The following is a 15,170-nucleotide window of genomic DNA, read 5'->3' as shown; positions in this document are numbered from 1 at the left end:
ATGTCGTATATGACGACCTTATTTCAAGTCGTTTTACTGTTTGGTGCGCTCGGCTATGGTGCATATTATATGACGAAAAAGACACGCAAACAACAGTTTTTTAAGCAAGGTGAAAACGGCCATATTCAAGTGAAAGACGGCGTGTATTTAAATCATCAAACGAGCGCCTTTTTGTTTGAAGTGGACGGAAAGCAAGTGTTTACTGTTATAAGTAATAATGGTGTACAATCTGTGCAATTAACAGGAACAGGAAATCAGTTTCAACAAGCGCTAGAAGACGCGGTGAAGAGTGAAACGAAAAAAGTAGAGGATCCATCATGAGAATAAAGAAACAGTTATCGTTATTTGCCGTTATTTTCGTATTTTCTATTGTTTTTTCAATTGTTTTTGTAAATCCAGCGTATGCAGCCTCGAACGGCTTTATTAATTTCGAAAATGGAAAAGAGTTTACGAGTAATTCAAGTGTACAACTATTCGCACTCGTTACCCTTCTATCATTATCTTCTTCTATCGTTCTTTTATTTACGCATTTTACTTATTTTATGATCGTTCTTGGGATTACTCGTCAAGGGCTTGGGGTTATGAATTTACCACCAAACCAAGTGCTTGTTGGGCTCGCTTTATTTTTATCACTATTTACGATGCAACCAGTACTCGGTCAGTTAAAGAGTGATGTGTGGGACCCGATGACGAAAGAAAAAATAACAGTAAGTCAAGCTGCGGAGACGACAGCTCCGATTATGAAAGATTATATGTCGAAGCATACGTATAAGCATGATTTGAAAATGATGCTGAAAGTGCGTGGAGAAGAGTTGCCGAAAGATTTAAAGGATCTTTCATTGTTTACGCTTGTGCCATCCTTTACGTTAACGCAAATTCAAAAAGGTTTACTTACAGGGATGTTCATTTATTTAGCGTTTGTCTTTATTGATTTAATTATTAGTACACTTTTAATGTACCTTGGGATGATGATGGTACCGCCGATGATTTTAAGTTTACCATTTAAAATACTTGTTTTCGTATATTTAGGTGGATATACAAAAATCGTCGATATTATGTTTAAAACGGTCGCCTGAAGCGTTTGATGCTATGTGATAGGAGTCATATAAATGAATACGTCACCAATTATAGATATTTTCCAAACCTTTTTTTATAAAGGGGTTATGATTTTAATGCCGATTGCCGTTGTAAGTATGATTGTCGTTATTATTATCGCCGTTATTATGGCGATGATGCAAATTCAAGAGCAAACGCTGACGTTTTTACCGAAAATGGCGAGTATTGTGCTCGTTATTATCATTTTAGGTCCGTGGATGTTTCAAGAGTTAACGATGCTTATTTTAGATTTATTTGATAAAATCCCATCGCTATTGCGTTCGTACTAAGATAGGTGAACTGAAATGAATATGGAATTATGGGCGGCGACGTTTTTTGCGTTTTGCCGCATTACTTCATTTTTATATTTTCTACCGTTTTTCTCAGGCCGATCGATTCCGACGATGGCAAAGGTTACATTTGGACTCGCTCTTTCGATTACAGTGGCAGATCAAGTGGATGTCTCTCACATAAAGACAGTTTGGGATATAGCAGCTTATGCAGGAACGCAAATTGTAATTGGATTATCACTTTCAAAAATTGTAGAGATGCTGTGGAACATTCCGAAAATGGCAGGGCATATTTTAGACTTTGATATCGGTTTATCACAGGCGAGTTTATTTGATGTGAATGCAGGGTCACAGTCCACTTTGCTATCAACAATTTTTGATATATTTTTTCTTATTATTTTTATTTCACTGGGCGGCATTAACTATTTCGTTGCCACGATTTTAAAGTCGTTTCAATATACAGAGGCGATTTCAAAATTGTTGACGACTAGTTTTTTAGATAGTCTACTCGCAACGTTATTATTTGCAATTACATCAGCGGTTGAAATTGCTTTGCCACTTATGGGCAGTCTATTCATTATTAATTTCGTCCTTATTTTAATCGCAAAAAATGCACCGCAATTAAACGTTTTTATGAATGCGTACGTAATTAAAATAACGTGTGGTATTTTGTTTATTGCGATGAGTGTACCGATGCTCGGTTATGTGTTTAAAAATATGACAGACGTATTACTGGAAGAGTATACGAAACTATTTAACTTTTTCTTAACGAAGTAGGGGGACGCGCATGGCAAAGGATAATAAAACAGAAAAGGCCACCCCGCAGAAGCGTAAAAAATCGCGTGAAGAAGGGAATATCGCCCGGAGTAAAGATTTAAATAATTTATTTTCTATTCTTGTATTAGCAGTTGTCGTTTACTTTTTCGGAGATTGGCTCGGTTATGAGATCGCACATTCCGTAGCGGTACTGTTTGATCAAATTGGAAAAAATACAGATTCGACCGAGTATTTTTATTTAATGGGCATATTACTTCTGAAAGTATCGGCTCCTATATTAATACTTGTATATGCTTTTCATTTGTTCAATTATATGATTCAAGTTGGTTTCTTATTTTCTTCTAAAGTACTTAAGCCGAAAGCATCACGTATTAATCCGAAAAACTATTTTACGAGATTGTTTAGTCGTAAAAGTTTAGTAGATATTTTGAAATCACTGTTTTATATGGGATTAATCGGTTACGTTTCGTACGTTCTCTTTAAAAAGAATTTAGAGAAGATTGTTAGTATGATTGGATTTAACTGGACAGCGTCACTTACTGAAATTATTAGCCAAATTAAATTTATCTTTTTAGCCATTTTAATTATTTTAATCGTTCTTTCTATTATTGATTTCATTTATCAAAAATGGGAGTACGAACAAGATATTAAGATGAAAAAAGAAGAAGTGAAACAAGAGCATAAAGATAATGAAGGGGACCCGCAAGTAAAGGGGAAACGAAAAAACTTTATGCATGCCATCTTGCAAGGGACAATTGCGAAGAAGATGGATGGTGCAACGTTTATTGTGAACAACCCGACGCACATTTCGGTTGTGCTTCGTTACAATAAACAAGTTGATGCAGCGCCTATTGTCGTTGCAAAAGGGGAAGATGAGCTCGCATTATATATACGAACGCTTGCCCGTGAACAAGAAATACCAATGGTGGAAAACCGTCCGCTTGCTCGTTCTTTATATTATCAAGTTGAGGAAGACGAGACGATTCCAGAAGATTTATACGTAGCTGTAATTGAAGTTATGCGCTATTTAATTCAAACGAAAGAACTTGAAGTATAATAGCGCGTTTGGAGGGGATCTCTTTGTTTAAGATGGATTCTGCAAGAACCTATTTTTCTATCTTTTTAGCAGCGTCATTCGTTGTGGCGCTCTTAATTCCACTTCCACCATTTATACTTGATATCGTTATCGTTTTTCTACTAAGTATGTCAGTGCTTATTTATATGCGAGCTACAAGTATTAACGAGTGGGATGAATTAAAGTCATTTCCGACGATGTTGTTATTAATCGGGATTTTCCGCGTATCGATTAACGTTTCGACGACGCGAGCGATTTTAACAGACGGAAATGCGGGTCATGTTATTGAAGAGTTCGGCCAGTTCGTAATTGGCGGGAACTTATTAATTGGTATCGTTATTTTTATAGTATTAATCATATTCCAGTTTATCGTTGCAAACGGTGCGTCTCGTACAGCTGAAGTAGCAGCTCGTTTTACACTTGATTCTTTACCAGGGAAACAAATGTCTATCGATGCTGACTTGAATCAGCGTCTTATTACAGAAAAAGATGCACAGGCGAAACGAAAAAAATTAAATATGGAAACAGAGTTTTACGGAGCGATGGATGGCGCTGGAAAGTTCATTAAAGGGGACGTTATTTTCGGGATTGTCATTTTATTCGTAAACATTATTTTCGGTTTAATTGTTGGTATGATGCAGCAAAGAATGAGCTTTGCAGATGCAGCTATTCACTATACACAGTTAACTGTCGGTGACGGAATTGTAAACCAAATCGGTTCGTTAATGCTTGCGATTTCAACAGGTATTATCGTAACGCGTGTATTTGACGGTTCAGCAGATACAGTAACAGAAGGAATCTTTAAAGAGTTATTAGCGCATGAAGTTGTTGTATATGCACTCGGTGGTTTATTTATCGCAATGGGTGTTTTTACACCGCTACCATTTTTACCATTTGCTCTCGTTGGAGGCACGATTATTTTCTTAGGAATTCGCAATAAAAAGCGAATAAAGAAAGAGAAAGAAGACGAGCTTCAACAAGAATTAGAAATGATTCAAGGCGAGGATGAGCAATTACAGCAAGTGGAAGATTCATTCGGCGTCTTTACAGATAAATATCCGATTATTGTAGAACTCGGTTTAGATTTAGCGGCACTTGTAAAGCAGAAAATTAACGGGGAAACAGCTCGTGATAAAGTTGTTCTAATGAGGAAATCCATTATTACTGATCTTGGTATTAACGTTCCTGGAATAAACTTTAAAGATAATACGAGTTTTAGACCACGTGGACGCTACATTATTCGTATTAAAGGTGCGAAAGCTGCTGAAGGTGTTTTAAAATCAGGTTATTTACTAGCACTGAAAACGCCGAACGTAATGGCTGATTTAGATGCAGAGCCAGCGAAAGATCCAATTTTTGGTGAAGATGGATATTGGATTTTGGAGCATATGGTACAAGATGCACAAATGAAGGGCTATCAAGTGTTAGAACCGCTTAGCATATTAATTACGCATTTAGATGTTGTCGTTAGACGTAACCTTCATGAGTTAATTCAGCGTCAACATGTGAAAGACTTGATTCACTCGCTTGAAACAGATAATGGCGTTTTATTAGAAGAAATTAAAAAGAAAGAAATCGATTTATCACTCGTGCAAAATGTTATTAAACAATTGCTGAAAGAAGGAATTTCAATTCGGGATTTACCGACAATTATTGAAGGTATTATTGACGGGAAAGAAATTTATCAAAACCATGTGGATGGTGTGACGGCATTTGTTCGTGAATGTATTTCAAAAGTTATTTGTGAGAGTGCGAAAAATCCTGATGGGAAAATTTATGCGGCACTCTTCGCTGATTCGCTTGAGCTAGATGCAGATGTTGTTAATAATTCATACCAAGGTTATTTATTAAACTGGGATTTAGATTTAGAAACGCGTGTAGTAGAACAAGTACAGCGCGTTTTCAAACAAGCTCGTTTAATGGGAAGAGAGCCAGTATTATTAACGCGTAGAAAAGATTTCAGATTTGCGATTGTGAGACTTCTTGAACGTTATCAAATAGAAGCGAAAGTATTATGTATTAGTGAATTGGCACCAGAAATTGTTGTAGATCAAATTGCTTATATTGAATAGTAGGGGGGGGAAGTAATGGAAAGTACAGAAAAAAAAGAAGCGTTAATGCGAATAAAAGCAGCTTCGAAAAATGAATTGTATCGAAAATTATTTGACCAATATGGTACAGATTATTACTACGTTGTCGATGAAAGTGTAAAACGAAATATCCCGTTTTTTTGGAAAAAGAATTATGAAATGTTAGTCGCTTTTCCTGAAGATAAACAGGCTGAAAATAGCGAAGGAACAACTCAATTTCATGAGCAATTAATGGATGTTGTAGGTGAACCTTCAGAAGAAATCGTGAAGGTGAATGGAATTCAATCTGTCTTGCACAATTTAGAAAACGTAACGACTTCTATGTCGTACGCAGCGATGCAAACAGGGAATAGTGAAGAATGGGCAAGAAAAAAAGAGAAACTATTACAACTGTTTGAAAAGGGTATTGTCGTTGTGAAACATACAGAAGAGACGAAAGTAGCTAAAAAACAGCCTGTTGTGAAACAAGCTATTTCTGTAAAGAAAGAAGAAGTAGTTATAAAAAAAGAAAACCAGGAATCTGTACCATTTATTATTCAAAAAGTAATTCGGATGTTAGAACAAAACGATGTGGAACAATATTTCATTCATGCATATGCTGAAAAATTAAAAGTGAAGTTTGAGAATGCAACGATGATTACAGAAGAAGAAGTCATCGGATACATATTGGAAGATATGAGATCTCATTTTAATACTGAAAACGTATTTGAGAAAGAGGTACAAACAATTGCATTAATCGGTCCAACTGGCGTTGGAAAAACGACGACACTTGCGAAAATGGCATGGCAGTTTCACGGTAAGAAAAAAACGGTTGGTTTTATTACGACAGATCACTCTCGCATCGGGACAGTACAGCAACTGCAAGATTATGTAAAAACAATTGGAGCAGAAGTTATAGCTGTGCGTGATGAACCCGCAATGGCACGGGCGCTTACTTATTTTAAAGAAGAAGCGCGTGTTGATTATATTTTAATAGATACGGCTGGAAAGAATTATCGTACGTCAGATACGGTTGAAGAAATGATTGAGACGATGGGGCAAGTAGAGCCCGATTATATTTGTTTAACGTTATCTGCTTCTATGAAAAGTAAAGATATGATTGAAATCATTACGAACTTTAAAGATATCCATATTGATGGTATCGTATTTACGAAATTTGATGAAACAGCGAGTAGTGGTGAATTGTTGAAAATTCCAGCTGTATCATCAGCACCAATTGTATTAATGACAGATGGACAAGACGTGAAGCAACATATACATATCGCTACAGCTGAACATTTAGCAAAACAAATGTTACAAACATCGTAAGAAAAGAGGTGAAGAATAAGGCACTTGCCTTATTCAAACGAGTATGAACGGTCTTTATATAGGCTCTATGGGTATGATGAATTACATGCAGCATATTAATGTTCATTCGAATAACGTTGCAAATGCCCAAACGACAGGATTTAAAGCAGAAAATATGACTTCTAAAGTATTTGATGTACAAGACACATATCGCCGCGGAGATGGGTCGATGACAAATATCGGTTCGGTCGATTACGCTGTAGTACCAGCTGCGACGCATGTGAACTTAGTACAGGGAAATGTACAAATTACAAATAGTGCTACAGATTTCTTTTTAGACGACGGTACGGCTGGCACATCATCATTTTTCGTTACATCTAAAAATGATGAAACATTTTTAACGAGAGACGGTAGTTTTACATTAAATAGTGATCGTTATTTACAAACAGCATCTGGTGCTTTCGTAATGGGTGAGAATAATGAACGTATTCGTATTCCAGAAGGAGCAAAGGTAGCTGTACAAGCAGATGGCACTTTATACGATGAAGTAACACAAAATAATATTGCTCGCTTGCAAACGAAAACAGTCGATGCAGAAACGAACGCTCGCCTCGTGCAACGTGAAAATAAAAGTTTTACGCTAGCAGAAGGAAATATTGCTGATTTACCAAATGCAGCAGGGATGGTACGTAATCACATGCTAGAAAATTCAAATGTGGATATGACGAAAGAAATGGCCGATCTTATGACGGATCAAAAAATGATTCAAGCATCGCAGCGGATCATGACTTCATTTGATAAAATTTATGAAAAAGAAGCGAATGAAATATTGAGATAAAGGACTTCCGATAGCGGGAGTCTTTTTTTGTTCTTGCTTTTGTTTCAGTTACACCATAAAGTGATATTGATAATCATTATCACTAATTGCGTTATAAAAAAATACAAGATGTGATGGTAGTAACTATTGATTAACTAGGTGAATTAAAAATAAGGGGAAGGTGTGTACATATGTCTACAAAAAAACAACTTTGCATTGGAATATGTTTGATTTCTAGAAAGAAAGAACAAGAGAATAAGTTTGATTCAGGAATCAATGAACAAGTAGAGTTAGCACAACGGGCAGAAAAGGCTAAGTTAGATTTTGTATTTAAAGCAGATTATTTAGTGGCACACCCTGATTTAATTGCTCGTAATAAGGGGAATGTAATTTTAGATCCGACATTATTGTTTACTGCTATTGCGTATGCAACAGAAAAAATTGGAGTGGTTACGACAGCTTCAACATCATTTTATCCACCATACATACTAGCGAGGCAACTACAATCTTTAAATTGGATTAGTAATGGCCGAGTAGGTTGGAACATTGTCACATCAATTGATGGTGCAGAAAACTTTGGAGGAGTCATCCTTATGAGGTTTTGAAAGAAGATAACACAGATGTAATTAGAGAGATGGTAAAGCCTATTGAGCATAGTGGTGAGTATTTTGAGGTGAAAGGTCCACTTAATGTTCCGCAACATATTTCTGGGGAAATGCCTTTATTTCAAGCGGGTGCTTCAGAGTCTGGCCGGAATTTCGCTGCTTCTGTTGCGGATGCAATTTTCGCCGCAATGCCAGATGTAGAGTCAGGAATCGAACTTCGTCAAGATTTAAGAAGAAGAGCAGAGCAACATGGTCGTCAGTCCGATGATATACGTGTATTGCCTGGTTTATATTTCTTTATTGGCGATACATATGAAGAAGCGTTAGAAATGCACAGGCAAGCTCATCAACATCTCACAAAAGAGAAGAGATACGCTTTACTTGAAATGGTTCTCGGACTAGACGTTAGGGGGATTCCGTTAGAAAGTAAGGTAACTGAAGATATGCTGCCAAGCAGGGAGCAAACTGTGCGTAGTAAAACACATGCCGAATTATTACGGAATTACATCGTTAAAAATGAGCCAACTGTTGAACAAATACTGGAGCGACCAGAAGTTGTTGGCTCTGCTCATTGGGTAGCGGTTGGCACATCACAAGACGTTTGTAAGCAAATTATGGATAGGTTTGAAGCCGGAGCATTAGATGGATTTATTGCAATTCCAGGGGGACCTCCAAAATCATTGGATTTATTCTTTAGTGAAGTCATTCCTTTATTCGTGAGAGCAGGTGTGTTTAGGGAAGAGTATACAGGTTCAACCTTACGTGAGCATCTGGAGGGGAACATATCAAATACTTTGCAGTTAAAATAAGTGGAATAGTATGTACAAAAAGCCTTTCACAAGAAGGCTTTTTGTTTTGTTATGAAATTTCAGAATTATTAATTGACTTTACAGGTCTTCTTTTTTATATTGGTAGGTATAGTAATAACTACTAATAAAAAATGCATCGTTTTGAAATGTGAGTTATTTGGATTGTGAGGGATTACCGATGGATGAAATTATAAAAGAATTACAAAAGTTAGGTTTTTCTCAATATGAATGTAAAGCATATATTGGTTTATTAAAACATTCCCCAGTAACAGGTTATGAAGTGAGTAAACAAACAGGCGTACCTCGTTCGATGATTTATGAGGTACTTGGCAAGTTGATGGATAAAGGTGCAGTACATTTAGTTCCTTCTGAACCAGTGAAATATGTACCAGTACCAGCTACTGAATTAATGGATCGAATGCGAAAAGACTTTGAAAAATCCTTTGAATTTTTAAATCGAAAATTAAATTGTTTAGAGCAGGAGCGACAAATTGATGTAATTTCGCATATTCGCTCGAATGATCGTGTTTTAAAAGAAATATGTAATATAATTAATAGAGCAAAGGAAGAGTTATGGATTTCTGTATGGGCAGATCAAGTGCATGAGATTGAACCGCTTATTCATACAAAGGAAGCGGAAGGAGTACATATATTTTCAATCTTATTTGGTGCCCCAGAAACAAAAATAGGAGCGACATTTCATCATAATTATATGACGCCTCACGTTGTTGAAAAGAGAATGGGTGGTCATTTAACTGTTATCGCACGTGATGGGGAAGAAGTGTTAATTGCTAACTTCTCAAATGATAGCACTTCATGGGCCGTGACAACGTATGATCCAGCTTTAGTTCTCGTTGCTACGGAGTATGTGCGGCACGACATTATGGTGGAAGAGATTACAAAGGAATTTGGAGCTGATAAGTTAGATACGTTATGGCGAGAAAATATAGATTTAGTTCATGTTGTAACAGGAAAACGTAGTATGGAAGAAATGGAGGGAGAGAAAGGTGAATAAAGCTCAAGCACATATGACATTGCAGAGCGAGGATACATTTCAACAAGGCGTAAAGGATTGTTTACCGACTGTATTTGGATATTTGAGTATTGGTATAGCGGCTGGTGTTATTGCAAAAACAGCGGGTTTTTCCATTATAGAAATTGCCTTTATGTCCACTTTAATTTATGCAGGTTCTGCCCAATTTATATTAGCTGGTATGTATGCAGCTGGTGCTCCGGCTTCGGCAATTATTTTTACCGTATTTTTTGTTAATCTACGGCACCTTTTAATGAGCGCAGCGCTCGCACCCTACTTTACGAAAATTCCTCTATTTAAAAACTTGATCATCGGTTCGCAAATTACAGATGAAACTTTCGGCGTTGCAGTGCAGCATGCAGCGCAAAAAGGTTATTTAGGCGAAAGGTGGATGCTAGGACTAAACGTAACAGCATATTTAAATTGGATTATCGCTACGATTATCGGAGGGCTCTTTGGTGAATGGATACCAGATCCACATACGTACGGGATGGATTATGCATTACCAGCGATGTTTATCGGATTATTTGTACTTCAGCTAATAAGTAGTAAACCGAAACTGGCAATTCATCTAAGTGTTGCAATTGTAGCTATTATTATTGCATACGTTTCACACTTATTTATGCCAGATAGTATAGCAGTTATTATCGCAACATTACTAGCAGCGACGATTGGAGTGGTGATTGAAAAATGGAAATGAGATTAGACGTATTATTACTTTTACTAGCAGCAGGAGCTGTCACACTCGTTCCACGTATTTTACCTCTTCTCGTATTTAGTAAACTACAAATTCCAGACTGGGGTTTGAAATGGTTGAATTACATACCAATTGCAATATTAGCAGCACTTTTAGCTCAAGTACTATTTATGCACGAGACGGTGCAGTGGGATTACCTTATTGCAGCAATTCCAACATTTCTTGTTGCAATATATACTCGTAGTCTATTAGGGACAGTATTAACAGGCGTCATTGTGATTATTTTGTTACGTTTCTTTTTCTAAAAAGGATTCCATTCATATAATAGCGAACAGTGTAATAATATGAAACATATAGGGGTGGTGTTATGATACTTTTAACGATAGGAGCAATTTTATTAACTTTATTTATTTTCTTTATTATCGGCTTTATTACGTTTATGATGTTTGTGGATAAGGCGACACCTCAAATTTATTATACACCTTGTGAAACTATGACAATAAAATCTAAAGGTAAAAATAGAAGGAAGAAAAGTTGAATATAGGCTTTTCTTCCTTCTGTTTTATCTGATTTTTCTGTATAATTTAAGTTAGTTATTCAACTAACTTAAAAGGTGGTGATATAAATGGCAAAGCCGAATGTTGTGAACAAGCAGAAGTTACTAGAAGCAGCAAAAGAAATTATTACAGAGCATGGGATGGAAAAATTAACGTTAAAAGCAGTCGCAGAAAATGCTAAAGTTACACAAGGTACCGTATATTATCATTTTAAAACGAAGGATCAATTATTGCTTGAAGTCACTGAATCGTTTTGTAAAGAGTCGTGGGAACAGATAGGAAAGGATGTACAGCTAGAAAATGCTTTACAATCTGCTAAAAGTAGATGTGTGAAAGATTCAATGTATCATCATTTGTTTTTTCAATTAGTAGCTAGTGGGCTACAAAATGATGCGATGAAAGAAAAAATTGGCGAACTGTTACATTATGAAAATCAAGAGTTAAAAGGAGCTTTAGATACAAAAATAGGGGATGCAATCACATCACAAATTTCAACTGAAACGTGGAGCATTTTATGTAATGCATTAATTGACGGGCTGGCATTACAAGTCTTATTCAATCCATCTTTTTCTACAGATAAAGTATATGGTGATTTGCACATGCTCATGGAAAAGTTTATAGCGCTACAAGAGGGAGGTAGTGGGAGTGCATAATAAACTGTGGCTCACTATTTTATTTTCTATTGGGATATGGTTTTTTGCCTCAGCATTTTTTATTGTTTTCGGATCTTCAGTTTTATTAGAATACACTTCAAATGAATTTTTTCTACAAATGACGTTTCTCGAATTAGGAACAGCTATAGCTTTATACTTTGTAATGTGGCTATATCAAAAACTGGACACTTCGAAATATGCAGTTATTAAGTTAGGTATATGTGGCACAGTAATTGGTTTAACCTTAGATTCTTACATCTTGTATAACTCTTCTAATATATTTTCACAATTATCCTCACAGCAGATCATATCATTTACCATTTGGATGGTTATTGCTTATGCTTTCTATTTAATAATTCCTTTAGTTATGGAACGAAAAAAATTGTTGTAAAGAGGTGTTTTCTCCTCTTTACAACAATTACATTCCCGAAAGAACTAACAACAATAATCCAAATAGAAAACTAATAAAAGAAAGAAAACCGATAGATATGGAAAAAACACGATTGTTTTTCCATTCGCGTGCGAAAACGATAAAACCTAAAACGCAAAGGAAAAACCAAATAGGTAGAAATATAAATCGACTAACCTTCTCAGGTAGCAATGAATAAAAATTTGTTAAATATAATATCCAATTCGCAAAAAATAGAGCACATACGATGAATGATTGTAAGTATGGTCTGTTTAAAAAATTTCCTTTTTTAACTGTCATAAAAATGAGAGCTAATGCTGAAATAAAGGGAATGATTATGAAAATGAGCAATAGTAATGTTAGTGGCATATGAAACTCCTTTACAACATAGTTTTCATAAGAAACGAATCTATTATTTTGTATACTTGCGTTGTAGATTGTTCGTTATATGTTACTGCGGATGGATTTAAAAATCCATGTTCGCCATGTAGTTGTTTTATTTCTAATAGCGGATTCCTTTGTTGCTGCAATGTTTTCATTAAAGAGGATACTGAAAAACTAGCTTCTTGCTCAGGGAAAATAAGTAATGTAGCACATGTAGGTTTAATGTGAACATAGTCACGTATACGGGAACCGTAACATCCAATGATAAAATCTATTTTTGGATTGTTACTACAGAGCCAAGCGATGGTAGCCCCAACACTAAAGCCGATAAGTCCTATATGCGTGTAATCATTTGAAAGGGTAGAAATTACCTCATTAATTTGTTCTTTCCCATAACCAAATCCAATATGATTCATAAAATATTGATATGCTTTTTCTTCATCGCTATAATGAAATGAATTTTGTAGTTGTAAAAGGTTAGGACAGAATACATCTATATGAGATGTATTGAAGTGGTCAATAACACGATGCATATGATCGTTCACACCGTATATTTCATGAATAGCAACGAGAGCTAGTTTTTTCTTCATAGTTACAATGTACCTCTATGAAACTTATATTCTTTCTCAACAAGGCAGATACGCAGGTGGAAGTTTTCATACCATTGCTCACGGCCTCTTTTTTTCGCTTCTTTATGTAAGGCGTTCTGTTTCCAATTTTCAATTGCTTCAAGTGATTCCCAATAAGAAATTGTAATTCCTAATCCTGCATTACCTCGTGCGCTTTCTACACCTAAAAATCCAGGTTGCTGTTTCGCAAGGTCCTCCATCTTTTCGGCAACGGTACTATAATCTGTTGTATCATTTGAAAGGTTAGAAGTGAATATAACTGCATAATAGGGCTTGTTTTTTTCTAAATCAGATTTCATTATCTTTCCCCCTTAATGTATAGTGCGAATAATTCATTCATAGTTTGTATTTTAGCAGGTTAAAAAAAGAAAAGAAGTAGAAGATTCTTATTTTTTTAGGTGTTGTAAAACAGAGGGTAGAAGGAATTTATATTAAGTAATCTAAAGTAAGAAAAATGCCACTTCAGAAAATTGAAGTGGCATTGCTTATATTTCCTCTAAGCTATTAACTGGAACTGTTAATTCGCGTTTTGGATTTGTTACTTCATATATGCGGGCGGTTTCGTTGCTTTCGTCAACGTGTTGAATCATAACAGGCATGCCTTGGAAACTGACATTGGCTTCTTCAGATGACTCGGAAAGCTCTTTTGCGCGTTGTATATTCATTTATATTCCTCCCATCATTATTATCTTTGCTAAAAAGGAGGAATAATATACCATTTAGAGACATTCTTAAAGTTTTTGTATTATTTGTAATGTTTCTTTAATAAATGAAGAGAAAATAGAATCCGGATACGATTGTATTTTCTCATTTGCTTTTGTTGCTTCTTCAAGAGCTCTTTTTTTATCATTCAGTTTGACGTAACAAAGTGCACGATATGCACCTGCTGTTGTAAGCCACGATTGATCCAATGGATGGTTCATATAATCCGGTATAATAGCACGTTGCAATGCTTCTAAAGCTTCTTCGTAACGTTTTAATCCGTATAAAGATTTTCCTTTTTCAAGATAATACAATCCGTCGTCTTGAAAAATGGGCTGATCTTTTAGTTTTTCTCGATATTGTTCTAGATGTTTTAATGCGATTGTATATTCATTAGTAATCGTGTTGTAGTAGTAAGCTTTTAAAATATTAGTCATCGCAATGGATAGAGTATCTTCTGTAAAAATGGCAAATTGCTCAGATTTTTTTATGTAATATAAATAACGCTCTTTATCAACTGTAATGACTTTTTGGTAAGATAAAATCCGGTAAAATACATCTGTTTTATAATACACTTGATGTTTTTTTGAAAATGCGAGTGTCTCTAATATCGTTTCTTCACATTTTTCATAATCGCCACATGCTAGTAATATGATGGCTTCATATAAACATAAATCAATATGTATAATAAGATCCATTTCTAAATGTTTCTCTTCATAATCATTTCTAATATTAGATATAAGTTGTAAACATTCTGCATACTTTTTACGTGTGAATATCGCAAAAGATAATTTTAATTTTGTTTCCGTACTGTCTCGGTATAACTTATATTTTTCGAAAATAGAAACAGCTTTTTCTACGTAAGATTCAATGTTGTAATCTTTCATAATCACCGCAGCAGTTACGAATTGTTTGTATATACGAGCCGTATTTAAAGTAGAAGGGAGCTCTTTTTGAACGATAGGTAGTAAAGTCTCGTACACTTCATCACATTTGTTTTCCTTTATGAGTTGCTCCATTTTTGTAATGAGTTCTACAATTTCTCCATCATCATCTTCTAATAAAAAACTCGCTTCACATTCAAGTTTTTCAGCGATATATTGTAATGTTTTCATGGAGGGTGTAGCTTTTCCATTTTCAATTTGACTAAGCATACTTTTTGTAAGTTTCGAACCTGCCAGCTCTGTTTGTGTAAGTTTTTTTTCTTTACGTAACGCTTTAATTTTTTCACCGAGAGTTGCCATATTATTGCTCCTTTATA

Annotated in this window: 19 protein-coding genes and 1 pseudogene; 15 read left to right on the top strand and 5 right to left on the bottom strand. The window is 35.4% G+C overall.

All coding sequences use genetic code 11. From position 1 onward, the window contains the following. The 15 genes and pseudogenes from SJY24_RS21900 to SJY24_RS21830 all read left to right on the top strand — a co-directional run bounded on the left by SJY24_RS21900 (position 1) and on the right by SJY24_RS21830 (position 12,176). Positions 1-321 carry a hypothetical protein gene (locus SJY24_RS21900; RefSeq protein ID WP_000121176.1) on the top strand — a complete coding sequence of 107 codons (321 nt, stop codon included), beginning with the start codon at positions 1-3 and terminating at the stop codon, positions 319-321. After that, on the top strand, positions 318-1,076 hold the full coding sequence (locus SJY24_RS21895; protein WP_016092914.1) for a flagellar type III secretion system pore protein FliP: 759 nt from the start codon (positions 318-320) through the stop codon (positions 1,074-1,076). Before SJY24_RS21900 ends, SJY24_RS21895 begins: the two co-directional genes overlap by 4 nt. A 33-nt stretch (positions 1,077-1,109) precedes the next feature. Continuing rightward, positions 1,110-1,385 carry a flagellar biosynthetic protein FliQ gene (locus tag SJY24_RS21890; protein WP_002011993.1) on the top strand — a complete coding sequence of 92 codons (276 nt, stop codon included), beginning with the start codon at positions 1,110-1,112 and terminating at the stop codon, positions 1,383-1,385. A 15-nt stretch (positions 1,386-1,400) separates the two neighbouring features. Next, positions 1,401-2,162 carry a flagellar biosynthetic protein FliR gene (locus tag SJY24_RS21885; RefSeq protein ID WP_377866190.1) on the top strand — a complete coding sequence of 254 codons (762 nt, stop codon included), beginning with the start codon at positions 1,401-1,403 and terminating at the stop codon, positions 2,160-2,162. Positions 2,163-2,172: 10 nt separating this feature from the next. Next, positions 2,173-3,219 (top strand): flagellar type III secretion system protein FlhB, encoded by a 1,047-nt coding sequence (gene flhB, locus SJY24_RS21880; protein WP_002126637.1) that lies wholly within the window; start codon positions 2,173-2,175, stop codon positions 3,217-3,219. A 23-nt stretch (positions 3,220-3,242) separates the two neighbouring features. Next, positions 3,243-5,309: a flagellar biosynthesis protein FlhA gene (flhA, locus tag SJY24_RS21875; RefSeq protein ID WP_377866189.1), complete on the top strand. Its 2,067-nt coding sequence runs from the start codon at positions 3,243-3,245 to the stop codon at positions 5,307-5,309. A 15-nt stretch (positions 5,310-5,324) separates the two neighbouring features. Continuing rightward, complete coding sequence (flhF, locus tag SJY24_RS21870) at positions 5,325-6,635, top strand: flagellar biosynthesis GTPase FlhF (protein ID WP_340851077.1); 1,311 nt, start codon at positions 5,325-5,327, stop codon at positions 6,633-6,635. A 43-nt stretch (positions 6,636-6,678) separates the two neighbouring features. Beyond that, positions 6,679-7,452: a flagellar basal-body rod protein FlgG gene (locus SJY24_RS21865; RefSeq protein WP_377866188.1), complete on the top strand. Its 774-nt coding sequence runs from the start codon at positions 6,679-6,681 to the stop codon at positions 7,450-7,452. Between the two features lie 170 nt (positions 7,453-7,622). Continuing rightward, positions 7,623-8,845, top strand: a pseudogene (locus SJY24_RS21860) (LLM class flavin-dependent oxidoreductase). Positions 8,846-9,023: 178 nt separating this feature from the next. After that, complete coding sequence (locus SJY24_RS21855; protein ID WP_377866187.1) at positions 9,024-9,860, top strand: TrmB family transcriptional regulator; 837 nt, start codon at positions 9,024-9,026, stop codon at positions 9,858-9,860. Positions 9,861-9,873: 13 nt separating this feature from the next. Continuing rightward, positions 9,874-10,578, top strand: coding sequence for an AzlC family ABC transporter permease (locus SJY24_RS21850; protein ID WP_377867294.1), 705 nt, complete (start codon positions 9,874-9,876; stop codon positions 10,576-10,578). Continuing rightward, positions 10,569-10,880: an AzlD domain-containing protein gene (locus SJY24_RS21845; protein ID WP_000425945.1), complete on the top strand. Its 312-nt coding sequence runs from the start codon at positions 10,569-10,571 to the stop codon at positions 10,878-10,880. Before SJY24_RS21850 ends, SJY24_RS21845 begins: the two co-directional genes overlap by 10 nt. Positions 10,881-10,942: 62 nt before the next feature. Next, positions 10,943-11,113, top strand: coding sequence for a DUF3951 domain-containing protein (locus SJY24_RS21840; protein ID WP_002011981.1), 171 nt, complete (start codon positions 10,943-10,945; stop codon positions 11,111-11,113). Positions 11,114-11,200: 87 nt separating this feature from the next. Continuing rightward, on the top strand, positions 11,201-11,785 hold the full coding sequence (locus tag SJY24_RS21835) for a TetR/AcrR family transcriptional regulator (protein WP_071733756.1): 585 nt from the start codon (positions 11,201-11,203) through the stop codon (positions 11,783-11,785). Then, entirely contained in the window at positions 11,778-12,176 is a 399-nt protein-coding gene (locus tag SJY24_RS21830) for a DUF5367 family protein (protein ID WP_071733758.1), read from the top strand. Before SJY24_RS21835 ends, SJY24_RS21830 begins: the two co-directional genes overlap by 8 nt. A gap of 27 nt (positions 12,177-12,203) precedes the next feature. On the opposite strand, the gene SJY24_RS21825 is transcribed toward SJY24_RS21830, so the two are convergent. The 5 genes from SJY24_RS21825 to SJY24_RS21805 all read right to left on the bottom strand — a co-directional run bounded on the left by SJY24_RS21825 (position 12,204) and on the right by SJY24_RS21805 (position 15,153). Continuing rightward, the gene (locus SJY24_RS21825) at positions 12,204-12,563 is read right to left on the bottom strand and encodes a hypothetical protein (RefSeq protein ID WP_002135440.1); all 360 of its coding nucleotides are present in this window, start codon (positions 12,561-12,563) and stop codon (positions 12,204-12,206) included. Positions 12,564-12,574: 11 nt separating this feature from the next. Continuing rightward, a complete protein-coding gene (locus SJY24_RS21820) occupies positions 12,575-13,168 on the bottom strand; it encodes a dienelactone hydrolase family protein (protein ID WP_377866186.1) in 594 nt (197 codons plus the stop codon). Positions 13,169-13,170: 2 nt separating this feature from the next. Next, complete coding sequence (locus SJY24_RS21815) at positions 13,171-13,506, bottom strand: antibiotic biosynthesis monooxygenase family protein (protein ID WP_377866185.1); 336 nt, start codon at positions 13,504-13,506, stop codon at positions 13,171-13,173. Positions 13,507-13,692: 186 nt separating this feature from the next. Beyond that, positions 13,693-13,872 carry an H-type small acid-soluble spore protein gene (locus tag SJY24_RS21810; RefSeq protein WP_001025736.1) on the bottom strand — a complete coding sequence of 60 codons (180 nt, stop codon included), beginning with the start codon at positions 13,870-13,872 and terminating at the stop codon, positions 13,693-13,695. 66 nt (positions 13,873-13,938) lie between these two features. After that, complete coding sequence (locus SJY24_RS21805) at positions 13,939-15,153, bottom strand: helix-turn-helix domain-containing protein (RefSeq protein WP_377866184.1); 1,215 nt, start codon at positions 15,151-15,153, stop codon at positions 13,939-13,941. Positions 15,154-15,170 lie beyond the last annotated feature (17 nt).

It is taken from the genome of Bacillus sp. R86525 (assembly GCF_042466195.1).
GTDB lineage: Bacteria > Bacillota > Bacilli > Bacillales > Bacillaceae_G > Bacillus_A > Bacillus_A nitratireducens.
The sequence above is the reverse complement of the archived record's forward strand: the minus strand, read 5'-3'. Positions and strand labels throughout refer to the sequence as shown.